The sequence below is a fragment of the Sphaerospermopsis sp. LEGE 00249 genome, from assembly GCF_014299995.1.
GTDB lineage: Bacteria > Cyanobacteriota > Cyanobacteriia > Cyanobacteriales > Nostocaceae > Sphaerospermopsis > Sphaerospermopsis kisseleviana.
In genome coordinates this window covers 80,302-102,786 of record NZ_JACJUZ010000004.1, presented here as the reverse complement: position 1 = coordinate 102,786, position 22,485 = coordinate 80,302, and the positions used below count along the sequence as shown (strand labels likewise).

Here is a 22,485-nt window from a genome sequence, read left to right as displayed (position 1 = left end):
ACTCCTGACTCCTTGATCTCCTTTTATGACTAAAATCACATCACAAGAAATAGCCCAATTTCGCTCTCAATTAGCAGATGATATTCAAGCAATGGAAGCATTAGACTTGATAGAAGACTGTGAGGGAGACTTAGAAGATGCAGCCATGACCCTGGCTATTAAAGCGGGACAAGAACCTGGTAGAACAAATTCCGAATGGTTAGACGCTTTAGCAAAAAAATGGCGTGCTGTTATCTGCGAACAAGAATATAGAGATAATTTATTAAATGGTTCAATTTCTGGGATGATGTCAAACCTGAGAAGTATTCCTGAGTTTCCCAAAATTTTGGCAACACCAGTTTTGATATATGTCCTCAAGCAAGGTGTAAATAATTTCTGTGAACCTTTAGATTCTTTAAAATCATGATACAAATAGGGCATAGGGGTTTAGCAATGCTAAACCCCTACGAGAAATTCATAAGTGCTGAGTCTGTCGTTGAAGCAGTGCTGATATTCTGTTGATTAAAGATACAGCAGATTGCAGATCAATCAGGTACAGAATCTAACTTGAAACCTAGACAGAAAGAGAGTTTTACTCCTGACTTCTGTACGGGCGAAGCATTCGGGCGACCAATTATCAATTTTATGAAAAAGCTATTTTCCGAATGCTTCGCCCCTACGACTCCTGCTGTAATTAAAGAAACCCTGTTTTATATAACTTTTTTAGACCAATGAATTACCTTGTAGCCGTATTACCAGACCGTATCCAAGCTGAATCTGCTTACTTAGGCTTAGAAAAAGAAGGGATAAATAGCACTATCCTGGGTAGAGGATACAAAACCGCTGATGAGTTTGGTTTAATAGACCCCAAAGAAGAAGCGAAAAAACAAGTACGATTGATGGCATTCTGGTTAATACCATTCGGCTTTTTTGCTGGTTTTACCTTCAGTCTCATCACTGGTTTAAACACCTTTGCTTGGGCTGGTGAAATCGGTAATCATGTTATCGGTGGGTTACTGGGTGCTGGTAGCGGTGCTATGGGTAGCGTCTTTGTTGGTGGTGGTGTGGGTTTGGTTTTTGGTAGTGGTGATGCTTTACCCTACCGTAACCGTTTGGATGCTGGTAAATATTTAATTGTGGTTCAAGGTTCAGAAACTCTGACTCGCCAAGCAAACCGCATTTTACGGCAGTATGACCCCGAAAATATCCAAGGTTATGCAGAAAATGGGTAATAGGTAATAGGTAATTGGTAATTGGTAATGGGTAATTCATAATTCGTAATTTTTCCCAATCACCAGTCACCAGTCACCAGTCACCAATCACCAATCACCAATCACCAATCACCAATCACCATGTTACCAAGAGAAGAACTTTTAAAAGGTGTTGAAAACCGCGATAGTATCGCCCGTGTAATTGACCAAGCAGAACAGGCTATAAAGACTTGGGAAGTTGTTGTAACGGATTTTTTATCTCCGCCGGAGTTAGCAGAAATTCAACGGGTTTTTAGTCGGTTAACAGAGGTGCATTTAGTAGCCTGGGGTGGATATCCCCAAGCTGAACGTCAACGAGTGGCGATCGCTCGTTCTGAACTGCCTTTAGATTCATCTCAAGTTGTTATTACTGCTTTAGAAATTGCTGGTAATTTCCTGTTTGATACTGCTACCCATCGTGATTTTTTAGGAGCAATGTTGGGTACAGGAATTGTCAGGGAAAAAACCGGAGATATTATTATTTTGGGGGAAAGAGGAGCGCAAGCAATTGTAGTTCCTGAACTGGTAGAATTTCTGGAAATGAATTTAAAACAGGTGCGTTCTGTTCCTGTGAAAACTCAACCTATTGATATTAATGAATTAAAAATTAGAGAACCGAAAAAGAAAGAATTAACCACAGTAGAAGCTTCATTAAGATTAGATGCGATCGCCTCTGCTGGTTTTGGGATGTCTCGTAATAAAATGGTTGATTTAATTGACTCTGGTGATGTGCGGGTAAATTGGAAAGAAATTACTCAAGCGAGTTCGCAAGTCAAAACCGGAGATTTAATAGCAATTCGCGGTAAAGGACGTTTAGAAGTTGGCGAAATTGCCGTGACTAAAAAAGAACGTTACCGCGTACAATTAACCAGATATATGTAGGATGAGGTGACAGGTGACAGGTGACAGCAAAGAGGGAATAGGGAATATGAATAACCTAATTACCAATTACCAATTACCAATTACCCATGTTTAAACTGTTTAGCTATTGCACTTACCAAAGATTCTCTTGGTAAAAAGCGGTGCATATTGACAATGATTTTATTTGCTAAACCACCGCTAACTACATTTAAATCACCTTTTTCTAAACCTTGTAAAGCATCTTTAACAACTTCTTCAGGAGTAGCTAGTTTATTATTTGCACTGGCTAAAGTTTCAGGAAACTGAGCTTCAATGAAAAAATCTGTTTCTGTAGGACCTGGACAAACTACTAAAACCTTCACTCCATAATCTTTATTTTCAGCCCATAAAGCTTCACTAAAACTCATAACAAATGCCTTAGTTGCCCCATAAACAGAAATATAAGGCATTGGTTGAAAACCAGCAATTGAGGATACATTAATAATGCTACCAGAACGACGTTGACGCATTAAAGGTAGAAATTTGTGAGTTAAATCTACCAATGCCATAATATTTAATTGAATAATTTTTTGTTGCCGTTCTCCATCTCTTTCGGCAAAATCTCCATAGTCACCAAAACCAGCATTGTTAACTAACAAATCAATTGTTATTTCTTTGTTTTTAATAAAATCAAAAACCTCATTAGTAGCATTAGTTTCTGTCAAATCTTTGGGTATAACTTCGACTTTTACTTGATGTTGTTGTTCTAATTTTTCGGCTATTTGGTTAAGTTTTTCCTCTGAACGAGAAACAAGAACAAGATTAGTTTTACGTGCAGCAAGTCCCTCGGCAAAAGCTTTTCCTATTCCACCTGACCCACCGGTAATTAAAGCTGTTGACATTTTAGATATGATTTGATTTATTCCTTAACCTTTACTTATGGTAGCAACCCTGCCTAGCGGTTGTGTACAGATGGGAAAATTTTCCTTGGGAATCTCTATGACCAGAATCAGTAAACCAAAAAGTTTTTCTCCGAAGAGCGATCGCTAATGGCTATCCACGTATATGTTGTCAGATAAAGTACATTAAACATAAATAATGCTTATAGTGCTATCAGGGTTATCCAAAGATGAGATAATGAAAGTAGTGTGTCACATATTGGTTGAAATTAATTGATTTTTCCATCAGAACATTTGGCTTTAACGGATTCGGAAACCCTGGAAGAAGTTCTTGAATGTTTAGCAGAGAACTTCTCAATTAAAACTCAAGGTGGATTTGACCAACAAACGTTATTTGAAATTTTAGTAAAAGCAGCAAGTAGTGGGGATAGCATTGAGAACACAGCGAAAAAGTTAAAAAATGTACCGACAGCAAATGATATTAGATACCATCTGAAAAAAATTGATAATTTCTGTGAATTAGAAACACAAATAAATCAAGCATTAAAAAGCCGAATCCCTCTGGGGTTAAAAAACAATTCTCTAAAAATAGCTAGTGATTTAAATTTAATCTGCTACTATGGTCAGCCTACAACGGAGGAATGAACCAATAATAAAAATCCAGTATTGAGGTTATTATTTGTTGGTATATCCTTTCTTCTAGTTAATATTTGGGTTAATCTTCTATGGCTCAAAATTAGTCGAAAGATGAAAGGTAGCCGATTAATTTATCGTACACTTTTTACACTCAAACAGATGTTAGCCTTTTTATCTCAAGCTATTGAGCGTAAATATCAAGTGGTTGATGGTATTTTTATTCCTTCCGGTTAGTATCTTTTTTTTGTTAATTAGTAGTGTATAAGTATTTTTAATATATACGGTTGCCTATCTCTCTGTTTTAAGTTACTATCCACTGCACAATACTTAGCGATCGCTCTTCGGAGAAAAACTTTTTGGTTTACTGATTACTGATTAATGATGTTGATTAACTTTGCAGGTAAAAATCTTCAAGATCATGACTTTAGTGGTCAAAACCTTACAGGTGCAGACTTTATTAAGGCCGATATTCGCGGTGCAAATTTTACTAATGCGATTCTGAGAAAGTTTATGACGGTTACCTTTAGAAATATTACGAGTATCCTGCTGGACATTGAGGGAACAACAACACCAGTTTCCTATGTGTTTGGAGTTCTATTTCCCTTTGCCCGACAGCACCTAGAAACCTTCCTAGCTACTCATGCTCTAGATCCAGATGTACAAGCGGATCTATATAAGTTATCTCAAGAATTTGCACAAGAGCAGTCCCTGGGGCTAGATCCCTGGTCGCCGTCAGACCCCAGGAGTGCGATCCCCTATCTTTTGGCACTTATGGACTGTGATCGCAAATCCACAGGTCTCAAGTCCCTCCAGGGTAAGATTTGGGATCAGGGCTATCAATCGGGTAGTCTGCAATCCCAGGTTTTTGCCGATGTTCCTCACGCCCTAGAGGTTTGGCATCAAGGTGGTAAGCGGGTATTTATTTTTTCTTCTGGCAGTGTACAGGCGCAAGTTCTGATTTTTCGCCACAGTCAAGAGGGAGATTTAACTCCTTGGATTCACGGCTATTTTGACACTCAGGTAGGTGCAAAGCGAGTTACAAAAAGTTATCAAACTATTGTAGCTGAATTAGGGGAGACTCCTAGTCAAGTTTTGTTTGTTTCTGATGTGGTGGAGGAGTTGCAGGCTGCCCAGACTGCCGGGCTACAAACTTGTTTTTCCCTGCGACCTGGAAATGCAACTACCAATCCACAAGGGTTTCCCTGGGTAGAACACTTTGATCAGATCCAACTACTGTAAGTTTCAAGCGCGTTGCATAAATGCGGGATGAATTGGCGTTTGAAACCGTTGAAAATTCGTTCTAAATTGGGCGAAATCATCCCATGATTCAGCAACGCCACATTTTGCTAGTCTTGATGTGATTTGCAGTTTTCTGTCTATCTCAGCAATTAAACTTAGTCCTGCATCTAATGTTACTTTGCCACCCTGGAAATTTACTACTACTGGGCGGGTTTTTTCTCTTTCGAATTTGAACTGTTTTGGTGTACAATCTGTTGTTACTTGGGTCATACTTTATAACTGTTGAAATGCTTTCTACTTCAACGGATAAAAATAAAACAATCAGCAAAGCTGCTAAAATAGCATTAGCACAAATACAATCTCAAACTTCTGAGGAATAATCAAATATTTTCAAATCTTCAAGTTAGCAAAATGTTACGAAATATTAATTTTTTCCTCTCAAACCTAAATAGAACCTAAATAAATACAGTCTTTCCAATTTCACAATTCATAATAGGATGGGTAACTGGCTAAGGTATTACAGTGGTTGGTATTGTTATTGTTTCGCACAGTAAACAATTGGCTCTGGGAGTACAGGAACTAGCTGCACAGATGGTTCAAGGAAAAATTCCCCTCGCTGTAGCTGCAGGTGTTGATGATCCAGAACACCCACTAGGTACAGATGCGATCAAGGTTTATGAAGCGATCGCCTCTGTATTCTCAGATGATGGTGTTCTCGTGCTGATGGATTTGGGTAGTGCTTTAATGAGTGCGGAAATGGCTCTGGAGTTTCTACCCCCAGAACAGCGAGAAAAAATATATTTATGTGCAGCCCCATTAGTAGAAGGCGCTATTGCTGCTGTTGTTGCTGCTGCTGCTGGCAACAACATCCAGCAAGTGATCACGGAAGCACAAGGGGCATTAATAGCAAAAGCAACTCAGTTAAATTTAGTCACCAGTCCATTATCAGACTTCAGTACACCAACTGGTAATACAGCAGCAATTCCAACCCAGGAAATTCGCCTCAAAATTACTAACCGCTTAGGTTTACACGCTCGTCCTGCTGCTCAGTTTGTAGCCACGGCATCCCGGTTTAAATCCCAAATTAAAGTACAAAATTTAACTAGAAATACAGAAGCGGTCAGAGGTGACAGTATTAACCAAGTTGCTACTTTGGGAGTACGTCAAGGACATGAATTGCTGATAACTGCCACTGGTACGGATGCCCAAGAGGCGCTAAGAGCTTTACAAGGATTGATTATTAACAACTTTGGTGAAGATGATAGCATTATCGCAATACCAGCCCCCCGTGAGGAAGTTACATCACCAACGGAAGGAGAACTCATAGGAATTGCTGCTTCTTCTGGAATAGCGATCGCCCCATTAATTTATTATCAATCTGTCACCATCCCAATTACAGAATATCACATAGAAAACGTTGAAATCGAGTGGCATAGATTACAATCTGCTATCCAAATAGCTAAACAGGAAATTGCTTCTTTACTTTCCCATACATCAATACAAATTGGTGATGCGGAAGCGGCTATTTTTGATGCCCATCTGTTATTTTTAGCAGATCCAGTCATGCTAGAAGCCGCACGTCAACATATTGTGGAAAAACGCCTTAATGCAGAAGTAGCTTGGCAAGCTGTAGTCGATGAAGTAGCAAAATCTTACCGTAAACTAGAAGATGCTTATTTACAAGAACGAGTAGACGATGTAGTTGATGTCGGGCGTAGGGTGTTAAGAATTTTACTTGGTAGTCTGCCCACTGACTTGCACATCACAGAACCATCAATTATTGTCGGTACAGATTTAAGTCCTTCAGATACCGCTAAACTCGATCCAGCTAAGGTAATGGGCATTTGTATGACTTCTGGGAGTGCAACTTCCCATAGTGCTATTATTGCCCGCACATTAGGCATTCCAGCGGTTGTGGGTGTAGCTCCTCAAGTGTTAACCTTAGAAAGTGGCACTTTGATGGCAATTGATGGCGAAAGCGGCAAAGTTTGGGTAGCACCACCAGCAGAAACATTAACAGCCCTAGAAGCCAAACGTCAAACATGGCAAACTGCCCAAGCCGAAGCGAAAGCTAAAGCACATCAGCCGGCAATTACCCGTGATGGTCGGAGAATACAAATTTTTGCTAATATTGGTAGTATTGCCGATGCCAAAACCTCTGTCAGTCATGGTGCAGAAGGTGTGGGTTTACTGCGTACAGAGTTCTTGTATCTGGAAAAGACAAAAGCACCCACAGAAGAGGAACAATTAGAAGTTTATCAGGCTATAGCTCAGGTTTTAGACCAGCGTCCCTTAATTATTCGTACCCTGGATGTAGGTGGAGATAAACCACTTCCTTATCTGAGTTCCTTGAGTGAAGAAACCAACCCCTTCTTAGGTGTGCGGGGAATACGTTTCTGTTTAGAAAATCCTCAATTCTTGAAAACTCAATTAAGGGCAATTTTACGCGCCAGTTACGGTAATAATATCAAAATTATGTGGCCAATGATTGCCATTTTAACAGAATTACGAGCCGCTAAAGCAATTTTAACCGAAGTGCAGGCAGAACTGCGAGCAGAGGGAATAGCTTTTGATGAAAAAATGGCAGTAGGAATGATGATAGAGACACCCGCAGCAGTAGCTATAGCTGATCAGTTAGCTCAGGAAGTGGACTTTTTTAGTATAGGTACAAATGATTTAAGTCAGTATGTGATGGCAGGCGATCGCACTAATCCCAAAGTAGCAACTTTAGCCAATGCTTTGCAACCTGCGGTATTACGTATGATTCAGCAAACAGTACAAGCTGCCCATGCTGCTAATATTTGGGTGGGGTTATGTGGAGAAGTGGCCGCAGAAACCTTAGTAGCACCCATTTTATTAGGTTTGGGATTAGATGAATTAAGTGTCAATCCCCAAGCTATAGCATCATTAAAACAAGCTATTGCCCACTTAACCATCTCAGAAGCCCAAGCGATCGCATCTGTGGCATTACAACAAGATTCAGCCACCAGTGTTAGAGAATTAGTTTATCCTATAGGGTAAAATATATAGCAGGAGTCAGGAGATCAAAGGGTCAGGAGTTGAGAATTAATTTATTTTTTCTTGCCTCTTGCCTCTCGCCTCTTGCCTCTTGCCTTATCAACGCAGAAAGCTGCTAATTAACCACATTAAAATAAACGTCAGAACCGTAGAAAACTGATTTGCTGTAATATTGATCAAAGCTAGTTGCTGTAATACAGGTACTGCAATCAATCCCCCAGCTATTAAGCCAATAATAAGACTTGCCAGGGTAAACAAAACTGCTCGACCAAATTTATTTTCCTTGCGGTTGAGAAAATAAATACTGACTCCAACCCCAACCACCAATCCCAGTTGCAAAACCTGATCACTGGCAGCAGGAACAAATAAACTAATAGCACTTAAACCCAGGAACCAAGCTCCTGGTGCGAGTACATCTGATAGACTCGGTTGATCCAATATTCGTTGCAGCCATGCAGGTGACTGATCACGAGTAACCGGACTTTCTTTTTGTGGAGATGGAACTCGCATTTCTGGAAAGCGGATACGCTCTGGTACTTTAATTTTACCTTCTTGGCGCATTCGTAAGCGATCCATTAGAATCGCATCATAAGCTGCTTCAATTAATTCCCGACCCTTGCTATCACCACCATGTTGCTCCAACAGGCGATTGCGAGCGTCCTGAACTTCATCAAAACTAGCATCTTCTGATACCCCAAGTTTTTGGTAGGGATTTTGATCGCTCATGGCAGTGTGTTACTTCAGGCCTAGTCAGCAGCAGTCTTTTGTTGAAGAAAAAACAACCTTAAGTTCTATGATAATCGAAACAGTGCTTTCGGCCGATTTTTATCCTCATAATCAGGATATTAGCACAGCTGAGTTTATTCGACTCAAGAATTTAAACCATATTTACTTTAACATATTGCCATCACAGACATCCATCAAAGGTTTTCAACCTATTTTCTGATAACCATATTGATTAATGATATAAAATCGCATATTGATTTAAAATGAAATCGTTTGAAATTGCTGTTTCACTAAGCTAAGTACACACTATGCAAACTGAAACAGAAAGCTACAAATAGGGTCAAGAAAACCATACGGTAGATATAGTACATATTCTGAAATGCAGACCTGATACTCGTAAAATTAGTGTCTACATCTTTCATAATTGTCATCACAGTTTATTGGAACAATCAGGATACTCGTATCTACTCCTTGTAGATTTTTCAGTACAGCCAAAGGGGAAAATGCGTTTTTACGTAATATCTCTGTTAATCATAATGAATTTTTGTGCAAAGTAATGGTCATGGCTCCTGCCAAGATTCTTGTAGTTGATGACGACCCTGCCGTTCGGAATTTAATTCAACGCTTTTTGATCCAACAGAATTATCAAGTAGAAGCTGCCGAAGATGGTAAGACTGCCCTCACCTTATTTGAGCAATTTAACCCAGACTTGGTAATTCTAGATGTAAACCTACCAGATACGATTGGTTTTAACCTGTGCCAAGAGATGCAAAGCCGAAATGGCGTTTTTGTCCTTATGCTCACCAGTCGCACAGATGAAACTGACAAAATTCGCGGTTTTTCCAAAGGTGCTGATGACTATCTCACCAAACCCTTTGGACTGGGAGAGCTAGAGGTCAGAGTAGCAGCAATTTTGAGGCGACAGCGGGTTGTTACCACCGCAGAACAAAAACGCCTTATTTTTGACAAACTCATGATTGACCCGGTGCGGAGAGAAGTAACACTTAATGACGAACCAGTACCCTTGACCGCTTTAGAGTTTGATTTATTGCATTTTTTAGCCAGTCATCCAGGTCGAGTTTGGCGGCGATCAGAACTTATACAAGAGGTTTGGGACTATGAATATGTAGGAGATCCGCGAGTTGTCGATGTTCACATCGGTCAAATTCGCAAGAAAATTGAAATTGATGCTAGTCAACCAGCATTAATTCAGACCGTACGTGGTGTAGGTTACAAATTTGAATCTACTACCAATCCACAAAACGAATAACTCTAAGGGTATTGCGTGTAGGGTGTCTGCTGTATTACATCACCCTATCACCCTATCACCAACCTCTCACAGTGCTAATACTTAGGGTTTGCTGAAAAAGTCTTTTCTTAGAGACAGGGAACAGGGAATAGTTTCAAGAGTTGGATCAAAGAAATTTTTGTTCTTGATGAAACAAAGTTTCTAAATAAATACGAGCAGCATAGCGATCGCTCTCTCCATTTTGCAGCAAAAACAACGATAACGCCGCAGTTAATACTCGGTTTTGATCCCACTCAGGATGGGTTTCTAAATAGTTTTTGAGGGATTCGTGGAGTGCTTCGGGAATCACTGTAAAGATACTAACTGTTGTGTTCATAAGATTTCCCTTCTATACGGTCTATCAAGAAATTTTGCTTGCATTTATCCGAATTTTGGATTTTGGATCGACCCACAAATAAATCAGGGGCATACCATCAAGGAATTATTGGTCAAGTATTGTCACCAGCCATAAAATCCCCACTCATACCTGAGTTCACTGTGCAAAATTGATGCTCATGTCGGAACGGAATAAAAAAGCAAGCCGAATCATTGTCCGCTCAGAGGGGGTGGGTTTGTCAATGCTGCGAAATGTTAAAAATCGGTAGTTAAAAAATAAATACTCACGAAATAATCAGGGCTAGAGCTATATTTTTGTTACTTAATTTAATAAAAACTCAGTTGGTGATGTAGTTCAGTCATCAAAGCATAAAATCCCCAGTAAGCCAGCAAGGCTTTGTTAGTTCGTCAAGCATCTGTGGAAAACTGGCAAACTTCCTGTGGAAATTCTGTGGAACTAAAGAGGATAATAGCTGCAAATAATAAGAATTACAAAAATATCAAGGTTTAGTAACAATTTAGCTCAGTGTGACTTAGATTTGAGAGCCTTTCTTGCAGAACTAGCAACTTACGTTAATAAATGGGTCATTGGTAATTGGTAATTGGTAAAAACTCTTACCCAGTCCCCAGTCCCCAGCGATGCACTGAGCTTGTCGAAGTGTCCCCAGTCCCCAGCGATGCACTGAGCTTGTCGAAGTGTCCCCAGTCCCTATTTCCGGCGTTCTTGTAATTTCCGATAAACAGCTTTTAAATCAACTTGATGATGTGCTAGAGCCACCAGGGTATGATAAAACAAATCTGCAACTTCTCCGGCGATCGCCTCAGCATCATCATCTTTGCAAGCCATGACAACCTCGGCGCTTTCCTCACCGATCTTTTTCAAAATCTTATTATCACCACCAGCCAATAATTTGCAGGTATAGGAATTTTCATGAGGATGATCACGGCGATCGCAAATTACCTGAAAAAGCTGAGATAACATATCTGCTGGAGGTGGTTGAACCTTGCCATCAACCTGATGAAAACAACTGCGTTCCCCAGTGTGACAAGCAATATCTCCCAACTGCTCAACACCAATCAGTAAAGCATCACTATCACAATCATAACGAATACTTTGCACCTTCTGAATATGTCCAGAAGTAGCGCCCTTATGCCAAAACTCCTGACGGGAACGACTCCAAAACCAAGTTTCTCCAGTTTCCAAAGTCTTTTGCAGAGACTCCTGATTCATCCAGGCCATCATCAATACAGTACCATCTAGATAATCTTGGATAATCGCAGGTACTAAACCTTTGTCATCGTAACGAATTTTTTCCACAGGGATGGCAGATTGGAGCGTTAGTAGTTCAGGAGAAGACATACAAAAACTAGAGTAAGTTAACAATTATTAATCAATTGCAGATGCTAACAGGAGTTTAGCAGAAAGTGGTAATTGGTAATTGGTGATTGATGATTGATGATTGGGAAAAATATTACCCATTAGCTATTAGCAATTACCCATTACCCATTTAGTCCTATCCTAATTAAAGAAGCTCAATTTAATTACCACCTATAGGAGATAACCTTGGTAAACACCACAATTAAAACCACAAAATCACAAGAAATCTTTACTGCTGCTCAAAACCTCATGCCAGGAGGCGTTAGTTCTCCCGTGCGTGCTTTTAAATCTGTTGGTGGACAACCCATAGTATTTGATCGTGTTAACGGAGCATATATTTGGGATGTAGACGGCAACAAATACATCGACTACGTTGGTACTTGGGGTCCTGCGATTTGTGGCCATGCCCATCCAGAAGTAATCAGCGCATTACACGCAGCTTTAGAAAAAGGCACTAGCTTTGGCGCTCCCTCCGTGCTAGAAAATGTCTTAGCAGAAATGGTAATAGATGCAGTTCCTAGCATCGAAATGGTAAGATTTGTCAACTCTGGAACTGAAGCCTGTATGGCCGTCCTCCGGTTGATGCGAGCTTTTACCAACCGCGAAAAAATCATTAAATTTGAAGGTTGCTATCACGGCCACGCTGATATGTTCCTGGTTAAAGCCGGTTCTGGTGTAGCTACACTCGGTTTACCCGACTCCCCAGGAGTACCTAAATCTGCAACCAGCAGTACCTTAACTGCGCCTTACAACGATTTAGAAGCTGTCAAAGCTTTATTTGAAGAAAACCGTGATCAAATAGCTGGTGTAATTCTTGAACCTGTTGTTGGTAATGCAGGTTTTATTCCTCCCGATGCTGGTTTCTTGGAAGGTTTACGGGAACTTACCCACGAACATGGAGCTTTATTAGTATTTGACGAAGTGATGACAGGCTTCCGTATTGCTTACGGTGGCGCTCAAGAGAAGTTTGGCATCACTCCCGATTTAACCACAATGGGTAAAGTCATCGGTGGTGGTTTACCCGTAGGCGCTTATGGTGGTCGTCGGGATATCATGTCAATGATTGCCCCCGCCGGTCCTGTATATCAAGCTGGTACTCTTTCTGGAAATCCCTTAGCGATGACTGCGGGAATTAAAACACTAAAATTATTACAAAAACCAGGGACTTATGAACAGCTAGAGCGCATCACCAAAAAACTAGCTGATGGTTTGCTCAAAGTTGCTCAAGAAACAGGACATGCTGCTTGTGGTAGTCATATCAGCGCCATGTTTGGCTTATTTTTCACCAGTGGTCCAGTTCACAACTACGAAGATGCGAAAAAGTCTGATACAACCAAGTTTGGAAGATTCCATCGTGGGATGTTAGAGCGTGGTATTTACTTAGCACCATCTCAGTTTGAAGCTGGGTTTACTTCTTTAGCCCACACAGATGAAGATATTGAGCAAACTTTAGCCGCTGCAAAGGACGTGCTTTCTAGTCTCTAATTTCTGGGGACTGGGGATTGGTGATTGGTGATTGGGTAAAAACTAAATTCTTACTTTTGCCTTGTACCTATTCCCTGTTCCCTATTCCCTATTTTTTAACAACCACATCCTTTATGTCCACAACCAATGACAGTGAAGTTTTCTTCTCACCACATCTGGAGCAAGTCTTACTATTCTAGCTGCCTTCTAAATAATTCATAAAAGCCCATATCGGCAATAGCTTTTGATAATTTACCATTTGCTAACATTAATGTAATAAGAGTCAAATTTTCTTACCTATTCTTCGTGCAGCGAGTTAAGAGTGCATGAGCTACTGCTTCAATCCTACCTGTCCCCAGCCCAAAAATTCGGCATCTAGCCAAAGGTGTCTATCTTGTGGCGATCAATTATTGTTGATCGGTAAATGTGGTCAATATCGAGCAATCAAACAGTTAGGTTTGGGAGGCTTCGGAGCAACGTTTTTAGCCCAGAATGAAGTCTTACCAGGAGAACCGAGTTGTGTCATCAAGCAACTACGTCCATCAGGAACAGCCCCACATATCTTGGAAATGGCACGGGACTTATTTGAAAGAGAAGCTAAAACCCTGGGTAAGATTGGCAATCATCCACAGATACCAAGACTACTAGACTATTTTGAACAGGAAAACCAATTTTACTTGGTTCAGGAATATATCAGTGGTGCTACTCTCCAACAGGAAGTGAAAAAAACTGGATGCTATAGCGAAGTGGGAGTGAAACAGTTTTTAAGTGAGATTCTGCCACTACTGCAATACATTCATGAGTTAAAAGTAATTCATCGTGATATTAAACCAGCTAATTTAATTCGTCGCTCTCAAGATGCTAGGCTGGTACTGATTGACTTTGGTGCTGTAAAAAACCAAGTTGGGCAAGTTGCGTCTAACCCATCAGGACAGACAGCGTTAACAGCCTATGCCATTGGTACTCCTGGTTTTGCGCCTCCTGAACAAATGGCTATGCGTCCAGTGTACGCCAGTGATATTTATGCGCTAGGTGTTACTTGCATTTATTTATTAACAGGGAAAACTCCTAAAGATTTGCCATATAATCCCACAACGGGAGAAATGTTGTGGGAACAGCTTGTAAATGTGAGTGGGCATTTCGCCAGCGTGTTAAAAAAAATGTTGGAAGTTTCCGTTCGCAATCGCTACCAGTCAGCCCCAGATGTACTGAGAGCGTTGGAGATGGAACCATATCTGGAAAGTTTAGCCAAGGGATTAATAGTTAAACCAGATGTAAAGTCTGATACTGATATTAAAGAGCGAACCTATAACACCCCAGACAATTCTGCGGTTTTATTTAATGATTCGGTTTCCAGTAGCAATAATAGCAATAATGGTAATGGTCTATCTCAGGTTGCAGATGCGATTCGTGCTAGACGAGCTAAGTTAGGAGAAAATTCAGCATTACAGGCTGGACGAAGAGAGCGTAAGCAGTTGATGTCCCAATCTCCCAATCTGCTTAATAGTAACAGCACTGGTTCTCAAGCTGAACGCAAATTAAGTTCCCAAACTTTGCTTACAGCTTATATGAAGGGAAGGCGGGATTTTGCCTCATACAACATCAGTTTGTTGAACCTACAAAGTGCAGATTTATCGGGAACTAATTTCCACAGCGCCCAACTCACAAAAACTAATCTTAAAGAAGCAAATCTGGAAAATAGTGACTTTGGTAGAGCTAATCTCAAAGAAGCAAATCTTAAGGATGCGAATTTAAGCAAAGCTTACTTGAGTCATGCAGATTTAGAAGGAGCAGACCTGAGAGGTGCAGACCTGAGTTATGCTTATATGAGTCATGCTAATCTTAGAGGTGCTAATTTGTGTGGTGCTAATCTCACTGGTGCTAAGGTGACAGATGAGCAATTGGCATTAGCAAAAATTAATTGGTTGACAGTGCGCCCTAATGGTAAGCGAGGATTTTTTTGACACTCTGCGTCCTAAAGGAGAGCAGATTCTTGGTTCAGCGAGTCCACTTAGCTTAGATCCCTTGCAGTTTATAAACCAGAGGTGGTTCTCTCCCCAAGCGTTACTTTCCCCCTGCGGGCGAGGTAGTTTGGATTACTCCAAATTTTGTTTGAGTTTAAATTCTCTGTCGTGTTTCGACTACTTCGACTTACTTCGACTGCGCTCAGTACAAGTGCGCTCAACACAAGTCTAGTACCTGTAAATCTTTTACCTACTTCCAGGTAATACTAGAACTAAGAAGTAGAACCCCATAGATTTAGTTGTCAAGGTACAGATTGCCGTTAGGCAGTTAGGTTTTTATACAGGTTAATTACCGTTCCTGTTGAAAACAATATATCATGACTGCCCCACGCATGGGCAATCCGTTCGCCTACATCCACTGTTCCTTAGTACGATAAAGTATCAACGCCTTGCTATGATACTTTATCGGGCGTGGTTTTGGCTCACTCAATTTCTTTATAACCTATGACTACCAAAGCTCAAGTTATTAATTTTCAGGATAAGTTACAGCGTGTTGGTGTCAGCAGTGTCACTAAGATGTTAATGGGAATTTTTGCGGCTGTTCCCATAGCACTAAGCTTGCCAGCAGAGGCTTTAGAAGTACAGATTTTACCGGAAAAAGTGCAATTGGGAGATACAATTTCCGTATTAATTGAACCAGAAAGTGGAGAACAGCGTGGTATTCCTACGGTAACAGTTGGAGAACAAACCTATCCAGCCTTTGAAATTGCCCCCAATAAATACCGTGCTTTTATTCCTACCACTCCATTAGAAGAACCAGGAGTAAGACAAGTTACTGTGTCAGGAGAGGGACAGCGACAAAGAAATTTGGCTGTGTACGTAGGCGATCGCAAATTTCCCATCCAACGTATTAATTTACCCCCAGGAAAAGCCGGAGTTAAAGCAACAGAATATGAACTAGAACGAGTTAAAGAGTTTAAAGCCCTACAAACACCTGACAAATATTGGGACGGTGTTTTCCTGAGACCAAATCAAGGACGGATGACCACAACCTATGGTGTAAGGCGCTACTATAATGGTAACTTTGCCAAGGATTACTACCATCGAGGACTGGACTACGCTGGTGCAGCAGGTTCAGCTGTAGTTGCCCCAGCAGCAGGAAGAGTGGCTTTAGTAGGCACAGTATCCCAAGGTTTCATAGTTCATGGTAATGTAGTTGGCATTGACCACGGTCAAGGAGTAACCAGCATTTTCATGCACCTCAGTCGGATTAATGTTAAAGAAGGTGATATGGTCAAAGCTGGTCAACTAATTGGTGCAGTAGGTTCTACAGGTGCTTCTACAGGACCTCATCTACACTGGGGTTTATATGTCAATGGAAAATCTATTGATCCTTCATCTTGGAAAACAAAGATAATTGATTAGTAATTAAGAATTACTAATTCATAATTCATAATTAGGGTTTGCTGAAAAAGTCCCTTCGTTGAGGCAGGGAATAGGGAATAGGGAATAGGGAATAGTTTTAGCTATCTGTTATCCCCAGATTTTCTAATTTATCAGACCCAAAATGCACAGTTTTTAAGGTATGCCCTTCAAAAATCTTGCACTTTCTTTCCTCCTGATCAGCCTCAAACCTTTGATTTACGAGTATTTTGGGTTTATTCAGCAAGCCCTATTTAGGATTTAGGATTTTGGATTGTTTCTGTCAACTCAATCTAAAATCTAAAATCTAAAATTATTCTGAATCCTGTCTCCTGCCTCCTGACCACTGCTATTTTAGTCGCGCACTAATACTGGTGTGCCTAAATCTACTTGCTGGTATAACATTCGCACATCAGGGTTACGCATTCTCAAGCAACCATGAGACACGGCTGCACCTATTAAATCAGTATCAGGTGTACCATGAAAGCCAATTTCGTTTCTGCCATCTGACCAAAAACCAATCCATCTGTCTCCTAAAGGACTATCAGTACCAGCTTCATATATTTTCCCTGTAATTGGATGTTTCCAAATGGGATGATGCTCCTTATGTATGACTTGAAAACTACCTGTGGGTGTTTCCCAGCCTTTTTTACCAATAGCAATGGGGTAACTAGCTATAACTTGGTCATAGCGGTAAACATAAACCCGGCGATCGCTTAAATCAACTACCACTTCTGTCTGAGTAGATTGAGAACCTTGAACAGACGTGGAATCATCCACACCGCGAAAGAAAAAGCCCTTTGGTTTGCTGTTTGTCTTCTGCTTCTCGATCTGTTCTGGAAACACCAACTTTGTATTTTTTGGTGTATCCGCAGCACTAGCTACATATTTTTTCCCAGCAGTAGAATTTGATGGAGAAGAGGGAAAAGACGCGCCGAAAGCGGTTTCCCCAATGCTAATACCTGGAGAAATATTTTTACTAGAGTCAGTCGGGGAAGTAGAATTTTTCCTTAATGTAGTGGATACCGACGGATTTAACTGGGCTGTTGTTCTCATACTGTGCCAATGGACAGCCAGAGATAAAATTGCTGTGCCAAAACAGAGGAACATTACCATCCGTGCTACAGATTCATTTCTTGCCATTGCCATTGCTTATTGTGTATCCCTGACATATCTGGCTCATTAAAATTAATTATGGACTGCCAACAGCAGCCAATTAGCAAAGAATTTATCAATAATTATCAGTTATCTCATTACCCTGACAATATCTTTATAATTTAGAAGTTTTAGGAGTCAGGAGTCGTAGGGGCGAAGTAGGGGCGAAGCATTCGGAAAATAACCTGTGATAAAAATTGATAATTTATCGCCCGAATGCTTCGCCCTTAAAGGAAAATAGCTTTTTCATAAAATTGATAATTGGTCGCCCGAATGCTGATGCTTCCAGCACGCTTCGCGAACGCCTGTGCAGGAGTCAGGAAGAAGAGGGTAAATATTTCTTCCCAGTCACCAGTCACCAGTTACCAGTCCCAATTGTCAATGGGGTAGTAGTCAGTTGTTCAAGTGAATACATCCTACTGATTTTTTTCCCTATACTCAAGACTCGGCATTGTAGACTCAACACTTTTTTTATAATTCCTGATTTATATTTCCGTGTTGATCTCATAAATCCGTCACTTAACCCAGGAACATCTATCTAATTATCTAGTCTAATAGGAGGGGATGATTTACAGCCAGTACGATCTATGAGTCAATCGATTACTGTATCCTGGTCAACTGTTGATGCCAATTATTCACAAGCATCGGTGCAAGTTGACAAACTCTCAAACCACGATCTTATTTTACGCTGTCAAGCAGGACTGCGCCCAGATAAAGCTGCCTTTGCAGAACTGTTGCGGCGCTATCAGACTCAGGTCGATAGGGTTTTATACCATCTGGCTCCTGATTGGTCTGACAGAGCCGACTTGGCTCAGGAAGTGTGGATTCGAGTCTATCGGAATATTAACCGTTTACAAGAACCTGCTAAATTTCGGGGTTGGTTAAGCCGTATTGCCACTAACTTGTTTTATGACGAGTTGCGTAAACGCAAACGGGTTGTCAGCCCCCTGTCATTGGATGCTCCCCGCTCGGTAGACGACGGCGAGATGGATTGGGAAATTGCTGGTGATACACCAGGACCAGAGGAAGAACTCACAACTAGAGAATTTTACGAACAACTGCGAGATGCGATCGCCGATTTACCAGAGGTGTTCCGTACTACTATTGTCCTGAGAGAAATCGAAGGATTACCCTATGAAGAAATTGCCGAAATTACTGGCGTTTCTCTAGGAACTGTAAAATCGAGAATAGCTAGGGCTAGATCCAGATTGCAAACCCAGTTGCAAAGTTATCTAGATGGTTAAGTAAATTTACAACATCTTTCCTTAATTCAATGGTAGAATTTTAAAAGAACAAGAACTGTGGTGAAATCTCAATTTTTTTCTACCATTTGGCAGTAAAATTGCTTAAATTCTCAAATTTATCCGCTGTGTTTACCCGTGTATGACTTGGTAAAAACGTTAAAATGAATACTGATTCTCAGTTTGATGACCGTTCCCCCTCCCAATTCCCTAGTGATATAGCAAATGGAATGGCTAAATATACCAATGAATCAACGGGTACTAAGGATATGGAGAAACGTGATTGCCGACAACACAACGAAACTGACTGCTTTGAGTTATTAAGTGCTTACCTAGATGGCGAAGTTACCGCTGCCGAACGTAAGCAAGTGGAACAATGGCTGTCCACAGATGAATCAGTTAAGTGTCTGTATGCACGACTTTTAAAACTGCGGCAGGGTGTAAAAACGATGCCCATACCAGCATCTGCACAGTCTCCAGAAGCGACATTCCAACAAGTCTGGAAACGCTTGAGCTACCGTTACCAACTAGGTTGGATGTTTGGAGGTGCTGCTGTAGCGGCTTGTATCATCGGCTCAATCTCTGGCTTTATTCCCGGTAATACATCCAAGTTGCAACTGGCACAACAGAAAATACAGCCAATAACGGTAACAAGTCAGCCAGCAGTTCCTACCTCACCGTTAATGGTAGCTTTGAATAACCCAGTCATTGAAATTCCCAAAACAGCAGTAGCTTCTCCAAGAAAACCAGTTACTGAGTCAAAAACTCTCAAAAAAGATTCAGAGTTAAACATTAACTAATGAGTTGACAGATTACAGAACAGGCAACAGGTAACAGATTACAGCTTCAAAGCTGTGAAGTTAACTATTCCAACAACCATCAAGTTGAGGAATACCACGGAGTTGGTAAACCTTTTCTATCGTCATCAAGTACACCCAAGCCCAACCTAAAGACAAGCGGTCTAAATCAAAAATTTCGATATATTCCCTAGTGTAAAGATTTTCTGACACTGGTTTTGTGGGCTGGTAATCTTCTAGATCATCCAATGCGGGTAAAATCTGGGAGTCAGCAAAAGACAACAAATAACCGTAAACTTTCTCATCTCCGAGTGTCATCGCCGGATATCCCATTGGTAAAGCATATATTTTACCGAACGCGATCGCTTTTTTTGATGTTAATACTTTATGTTCACACAGGTGATAATTAGCTTCAAATGGTTTTAGAGTACCGTATACAAAAACATTCATTACTGTGGTTGCTTAGTTAGGGCTTGCCGAAAAAGTGATCGTTAGAGGCTAGGGAACAGGAAACAGGGAACAGTTTCCAGAATTGAATTTTTAATCACATTTTTACCCCCTTGTCCACCGTCCTTCCTTGTATTGCCCTCACGACAAAGTAAAATACCTACCTCTGTTACCCATCCCGCACCCCGCTTCTATTTTTTCAAGTTCCCGTAGTTGCGGAAACATCAATTAACCAGCGAACAGTTTGGGGGAAATTAATCACAATTAACAAAACAATAAACTGTAAAATCATAAAAGGAATTGCACTTTTATGAATATCAAATGTACTCACCTCTTTAGGGGCAACACTTTGTAAATAAAACAAAGAAAATCCTACTGGTGGCGAAATAAAAGCAGTTTGTAAATTAATTGCCATTACCACACCAAACCAGACCATATCAATATCTAAAGCTTGGGCAGCAGGTACAAATAAAGGCATAGCAATAAAGCATATTTCCATAAACTCTAGAAAAACACCCAGAGCGAAAATTGCTAAATTACTAACAATTATAAACCCCCAATATCCTCCTGGTAAACCAGTTAATAATTCAGTAATCAGAGTTTTTCCGCCCAAAGCATCAAACACCAAACTAAACATTGAAGAAGAAAATAAAATCATTACCACTAAAGCAGTAATTACCGCTGTAGAATGAGCCGCATCACGAATTAATTGGGGAGTCAAACGTTTATTAAAAGCTGCGAGGATAGTAGCTCCAACTGCACCTACTGCCCCTGCTTCCGTGGGAGTAGCAACACCAAAGAAAATACTTCCTAATACTGCAAGAATTAAGAAAATAGGGGGAATAACTGCTTTAAAAACTTTTTTAATTAATTGACTACCTTGAGGAATTTCCACATCCGCAGGAATCAAGGGAACTTTTTCTGGATTAAAAACAGCTAATCCTAATATATAAAGAATATAAGAACCAGATAACATTAAACCAGGAATTAATGCCCCTAAAAATAAATCTCCTACAGAAACACCAATTTGATCACTGAGAATTACTAATACCAAACTTGGAGGAATTAACTGGGCTAAAGTACCAGAAGCAACTATCACCCCAGCAGCTAATTTTTTATCATAGCCATAGCGAATCATTACAGGTAAAGATAACATTCCCATAACAATTACCGTAGCTGCTACAACTCCAGTTGTGGCGGCTAAAACAGTTCCTACTAAAACGACTGCTAAGGCTAAACCACCCCTGACACGACTAAAAAGAATACCAATAGTTTCTAATAATTCTTCCGCTAATCCTGATTTTTCTAATACTGCACCCAGAAACACAAAAAACGGAATAGCTAGTAGAGTAAAATTGGACATTGTTCCAAACCAACTATTGGGTAATAGTAGGAGACGGGCAGGATTAAAAGCCCCTAATGCTGTACCAATGATTCCAAAAACAATGGCTGTACCGGCAAAGGAAAAAGCTACAGGATAGCCACTCATTAAGATAACGAAAAAGCCAACAAACATGAAAATGGATAACCATTGAAAACCCATAATTTTACCTACTCAATATTGATATTTTCTGAAGTTTCTAAACGAATTTTTTCTGCTACTTCTTCATAGCCTAATAGTACGGCTACATATTTAATTGTTTGAGAAATACTTTGTAAAAGCAGAAATAATAAACCTATGGGAACCATTGTTTTAATGGGAGCGCGGGGTAAACCATTAGCATCAGAAGATACTTCCCAATTTCCCCAAGTACCATCACTTAGTCTTCCCCAAGACTGTAAAACTGGGTTAAATGTCACCCAAATACCAATTAAACAAAAGGGAATTAAAAATAAAATTGTTCCTAAAAAATCAACTAAGGCGCGTCTTTTTTCACTCATATTAGTATAGAGAAAATCAACCCGCACATTTTCGCCATGACGTAAAATGTACGCAAAGCCTAGTAAGAAAGTGAGAGAAAATAGATACCATTGTAGCTCTAATAAGGTATTAGAAGATAATTGCACTCCGATGAAGCGCCCTAGATAACGGGCGACAACATTAAAGAAACCAACGCCAATGGTGAGTAAAACTAGCCAATTGGATAACCATCCCAATTTATCAGCACATTTGTCAATAAACTGGGATACTTTTAACAGCTTGCTGATGAAGGTGAATCTTCTTGAGTTACGCATAGAACATAATAAATTCAGGGTAAGAATTGAGAATGCAGGATTAAGTCTCAATAATACTTTAACTGCCCTATGGCTAACGCCACGCTGCGCTATCGGGCGAGGCAGAAGGCAGAGGGCAGGAGGCAGAAGGAAAATTTTTGAATTAAGAATAAAGCCTTTTTGACTCGCCCATTTGGGTTTAAGTCCACCGCCATAATCTGGTGATTTGGTGAGCCAGCACTGCAAGAAGGT

Annotated in this window: 24 protein-coding genes; 15 read left to right on the top strand and 9 right to left on the bottom strand. The window is 40.4% G+C overall.

From position 1 onward, the window contains the following. The first annotated feature begins 25 nt into the window (after positions 1–25). The 3 genes from H5968_RS02870 to H5968_RS02860 all read left to right on the top strand — a co-directional run bounded on the left by H5968_RS02870 (position 26) and on the right by H5968_RS02860 (position 2,111). A complete protein-coding gene (locus tag H5968_RS02870) occupies positions 26–406 on the top strand; it encodes a hypothetical protein (protein ID WP_187038726.1) in 381 nt (126 codons plus the stop codon). Positions 407–710: 304 nt separating this feature from the next. Next, the gene (locus tag H5968_RS02865; protein ID WP_096571699.1) at positions 711–1,211 is read left to right on the top strand and encodes a hypothetical protein; all 501 of its coding nucleotides are present in this window, start codon (positions 711–713) and stop codon (positions 1,209–1,211) included. 120 nt (positions 1,212–1,331) lie between these two features. Further along, positions 1,332–2,111, top strand: coding sequence for a photosystem II S4 domain protein (locus tag H5968_RS02860; RefSeq protein ID WP_096571698.1), 780 nt, complete (start codon positions 1,332–1,334; stop codon positions 2,109–2,111). Positions 2,112–2,191: 80 nt separating this feature from the next. On the opposite strand, the gene H5968_RS02855 is transcribed toward H5968_RS02860, so the two are convergent. Beyond that, positions 2,192–2,971: an SDR family oxidoreductase gene (locus H5968_RS02855; protein ID WP_187038725.1), complete on the bottom strand. Its 780-nt coding sequence runs from the start codon at positions 2,969–2,971 to the stop codon at positions 2,192–2,194. A gap of 270 nt (positions 2,972–3,241) precedes the next feature. Here H5968_RS02855 and H5968_RS25430 point away from each other — a divergent pair, with 270 nt between their 5' ends. The 3 genes from H5968_RS25430 to mtnC all read left to right on the top strand — a co-directional run bounded on the left by H5968_RS25430 (position 3,242) and on the right by mtnC (position 4,843). After that, positions 3,242–3,613: a hypothetical protein gene (locus H5968_RS25430; RefSeq protein ID WP_255427032.1), complete on the top strand. Its 372-nt coding sequence runs from the start codon at positions 3,242–3,244 to the stop codon at positions 3,611–3,613. Between the two features lie 102 nt (positions 3,614–3,715). After that, positions 3,716–3,838, top strand: coding sequence for a hypothetical protein (locus tag H5968_RS25425; protein WP_255427031.1), 123 nt, complete (start codon positions 3,716–3,718; stop codon positions 3,836–3,838). Between the two features lie 144 nt (positions 3,839–3,982). Then, positions 3,983–4,843, top strand: a complete 861-nt coding sequence (gene mtnC, locus H5968_RS02845; RefSeq protein ID WP_187038724.1) for an acireductone synthase — start codon at positions 3,983–3,985, stop codon at positions 4,841–4,843. Positions 4,844–4,846: 3 nt separating this feature from the next. On the opposite strand, the gene H5968_RS25420 is transcribed toward mtnC, so the two are convergent. Next, complete coding sequence (locus H5968_RS25420; protein ID WP_255427030.1) at positions 4,847–5,113, bottom strand: transposase; 267 nt, start codon at positions 5,111–5,113, stop codon at positions 4,847–4,849. 252 nt (positions 5,114–5,365) lie between these two features. Here H5968_RS25420 and ptsP point away from each other — a divergent pair, with 252 nt between their 5' ends. Beyond that, positions 5,366–7,864, top strand: coding sequence for a phosphoenolpyruvate--protein phosphotransferase (gene ptsP / locus H5968_RS02835; RefSeq protein WP_187038723.1), 2,499 nt, complete (start codon positions 5,366–5,368; stop codon positions 7,862–7,864). Between the two features lie 96 nt (positions 7,865–7,960). Here the strand turns inward: ptsP and H5968_RS02830 are convergent, their stop codons facing one another. Further along, a complete protein-coding gene (locus H5968_RS02830) occupies positions 7,961–8,587 on the bottom strand; it encodes a CPP1-like family protein (protein WP_187038722.1) in 627 nt (208 codons plus the stop codon). A 562-nt stretch (positions 8,588–9,149) separates the two neighbouring features. On the opposite strand from H5968_RS02830, the gene H5968_RS02825 reads away from it, so the two are divergent. Continuing rightward, positions 9,150–9,857, top strand: a complete 708-nt coding sequence (locus tag H5968_RS02825; RefSeq protein ID WP_187038721.1) for a response regulator transcription factor — start codon at positions 9,150–9,152, stop codon at positions 9,855–9,857. Between the two features lie 145 nt (positions 9,858–10,002). Here H5968_RS02825 and H5968_RS02820 read toward each other — a convergent pair whose 3' ends face one another. After that, a complete protein-coding gene (locus H5968_RS02820; protein ID WP_096571693.1) occupies positions 10,003–10,212 on the bottom strand; it encodes a DUF2811 domain-containing protein in 210 nt (69 codons plus the stop codon). A gap of 594 nt (positions 10,213–10,806) precedes the next feature. On the opposite strand from H5968_RS02820, the gene H5968_RS25415 reads away from it, so the two are divergent. Further along, complete coding sequence (locus tag H5968_RS25415) at positions 10,807–10,941, top strand: hypothetical protein (RefSeq protein ID WP_255427029.1); 135 nt, start codon at positions 10,807–10,809, stop codon at positions 10,939–10,941. Here H5968_RS25415 and hisIE read toward each other — a convergent pair. Next, positions 10,921–11,571, bottom strand: a complete 651-nt coding sequence (hisIE, locus tag H5968_RS02815; protein WP_096571692.1) for a bifunctional phosphoribosyl-AMP cyclohydrolase/phosphoribosyl-ATP diphosphatase HisIE — start codon at positions 11,569–11,571, stop codon at positions 10,921–10,923. The genes H5968_RS25415 and hisIE overlap by 21 nt on opposite strands. Before the next feature lie 204 nt (positions 11,572–11,775). Here hisIE and hemL point away from each other — a divergent pair, with 204 nt between their 5' ends. The 3 genes from hemL to H5968_RS02795 all read left to right on the top strand — a co-directional run bounded on the left by hemL (position 11,776) and on the right by H5968_RS02795 (position 16,442). Beyond that, positions 11,776–13,074, top strand: a complete 1,299-nt coding sequence (gene hemL, locus H5968_RS02810; RefSeq protein WP_187038720.1) for a glutamate-1-semialdehyde 2,1-aminomutase — start codon at positions 11,776–11,778, stop codon at positions 13,072–13,074. Between the two features lie 305 nt (positions 13,075–13,379). Beyond that, on the top strand, positions 13,380–15,017 hold the full coding sequence (locus H5968_RS02800; RefSeq protein ID WP_187038719.1) for a serine/threonine-protein kinase: 1,638 nt from the start codon (positions 13,380–13,382) through the stop codon (positions 15,015–15,017). Between the two features lie 504 nt (positions 15,018–15,521). Further along, positions 15,522–16,442: a M23 family metallopeptidase gene (locus tag H5968_RS02795; protein ID WP_187038718.1), complete on the top strand. Its 921-nt coding sequence runs from the start codon at positions 15,522–15,524 to the stop codon at positions 16,440–16,442. A gap of 351 nt (positions 16,443–16,793) precedes the next feature. On the opposite strand, the gene H5968_RS02790 is transcribed toward H5968_RS02795, so the two are convergent. Next, complete coding sequence (locus H5968_RS02790; RefSeq protein WP_187038717.1) at positions 16,794–17,588, bottom strand: L,D-transpeptidase; 795 nt, start codon at positions 17,586–17,588, stop codon at positions 16,794–16,796. 203 nt (positions 17,589–17,791) lie between these two features. Here H5968_RS02790 and H5968_RS02785 point away from each other — a divergent pair, with 203 nt between their 5' ends. From H5968_RS02785 to H5968_RS02775, 3 genes are all read left to right on the top strand, one after another. Next, complete coding sequence (locus tag H5968_RS02785) at positions 17,792–18,136, top strand: hypothetical protein (protein ID WP_187038716.1); 345 nt, start codon at positions 17,792–17,794, stop codon at positions 18,134–18,136. Positions 18,137–18,181: 45 nt separating this feature from the next. Beyond that, the gene (locus tag H5968_RS02780) at positions 18,182–18,838 is read left to right on the top strand and encodes a sigma-70 family RNA polymerase sigma factor (RefSeq protein WP_187038715.1); all 657 of its coding nucleotides are present in this window, start codon (positions 18,182–18,184) and stop codon (positions 18,836–18,838) included. 161 nt (positions 18,839–18,999) lie between these two features. Continuing rightward, complete coding sequence (locus H5968_RS02775; RefSeq protein ID WP_187038714.1) at positions 19,000–19,635, top strand: anti-sigma factor; 636 nt, start codon at positions 19,000–19,002, stop codon at positions 19,633–19,635. 60 nt (positions 19,636–19,695) lie between these two features. Here H5968_RS02775 and H5968_RS02770 read toward each other — a convergent pair whose 3' ends face one another. The 3 genes from H5968_RS02770 to H5968_RS02760 all read right to left on the bottom strand — a co-directional run bounded on the left by H5968_RS02770 (position 19,696) and on the right by H5968_RS02760 (position 22,254). Beyond that, entirely contained in the window at positions 19,696–20,082 is a 387-nt protein-coding gene (locus tag H5968_RS02770) for a gamma-glutamylcyclotransferase (RefSeq protein ID WP_096571686.1), read from the bottom strand. A gap of 196 nt (positions 20,083–20,278) precedes the next feature. After that, positions 20,279–21,622, bottom strand: coding sequence for a TRAP transporter large permease subunit (locus tag H5968_RS02765; RefSeq protein WP_137668339.1), 1,344 nt, complete (start codon positions 21,620–21,622; stop codon positions 20,279–20,281). Positions 21,623–21,630: 8 nt separating this feature from the next. Further along, on the bottom strand, positions 21,631–22,254 hold the full coding sequence (locus H5968_RS02760; protein ID WP_187038713.1) for a TRAP transporter small permease subunit: 624 nt from the start codon (positions 22,252–22,254) through the stop codon (positions 21,631–21,633). Positions 22,255–22,485 lie beyond the last annotated feature (231 nt).

Coding starts and splice junctions, on each gene's coding strand:
- H5968_RS02870 (WP_187038726.1), top strand. CDS start 26: ATGACTAAAATCACATCACAAGAAATAGCCCAATTTCGCTCTCAATTA.
- H5968_RS02865 (WP_096571699.1), top strand. CDS start 711: ATGAATTACCTTGTAGCCGTATTACCAGACCGTATCCAAGCTGAATCT.
- H5968_RS02860 (WP_096571698.1), top strand. CDS start 1,332: ATGTTACCAAGAGAAGAACTTTTAAAAGGTGTTGAAAACCGCGATAGT.
- H5968_RS02855 (WP_187038725.1), bottom strand. CDS start 2,971: ATGTCAACAGCTTTAATTACCGGTGGGTCAGGTGGAATAGGAAAAGCT.
- H5968_RS25425 (WP_255427031.1), top strand. CDS start 3,716: ATGAAAGGTAGCCGATTAATTTATCGTACACTTTTTACACTCAAACAG.
- mtnC (WP_187038724.1), top strand. CDS start 3,983: ATGATGTTGATTAACTTTGCAGGTAAAAATCTTCAAGATCATGACTTT.
- H5968_RS25420 (WP_255427030.1), bottom strand. CDS start 5,113: ATGACCCAAGTAACAACAGATTGTACACCAAAACAGTTCAAATTCGAA.
- H5968_RS02830 (WP_187038722.1), bottom strand. CDS start 8,587: ATGAGCGATCAAAATCCCTACCAAAAACTTGGGGTATCAGAAGATGCT.
- H5968_RS02825 (WP_187038721.1), top strand. CDS start 9,150: ATGGCTCCTGCCAAGATTCTTGTAGTTGATGACGACCCTGCCGTTCGG.
- H5968_RS02820 (WP_096571693.1), bottom strand. CDS start 10,212: ATGAACACAACAGTTAGTATCTTTACAGTGATTCCCGAAGCACTCCAC.
- hisIE (WP_096571692.1), bottom strand. CDS start 11,571: ATGTCTTCTCCTGAACTACTAACGCTCCAATCTGCCATCCCTGTGGAA.
- H5968_RS02800 (WP_187038719.1), top strand. CDS start 13,380: ATGAGCTACTGCTTCAATCCTACCTGTCCCCAGCCCAAAAATTCGGCA.
- H5968_RS02795 (WP_187038718.1), top strand. CDS start 15,522: ATGACTACCAAAGCTCAAGTTATTAATTTTCAGGATAAGTTACAGCGT.
- H5968_RS02790 (WP_187038717.1), bottom strand. CDS start 17,588: ATGGCAATGGCAAGAAATGAATCTGTAGCACGGATGGTAATGTTCCTC.
- H5968_RS02780 (WP_187038715.1), top strand. CDS start 18,182: ATGAGTCAATCGATTACTGTATCCTGGTCAACTGTTGATGCCAATTAT.
- H5968_RS02775 (WP_187038714.1), top strand. CDS start 19,000: ATGAATACTGATTCTCAGTTTGATGACCGTTCCCCCTCCCAATTCCCT.
- H5968_RS02770 (WP_096571686.1), bottom strand. CDS start 20,082: ATGAATGTTTTTGTATACGGTACTCTAAAACCATTTGAAGCTAATTAT.
- H5968_RS02765 (WP_137668339.1), bottom strand. CDS start 21,622: ATGGGTTTTCAATGGTTATCCATTTTCATGTTTGTTGGCTTTTTCGTT.
- H5968_RS02760 (WP_187038713.1), bottom strand. CDS start 22,254: ATGCGTAACTCAAGAAGATTCACCTTCATCAGCAAGCTGTTAAAAGTA.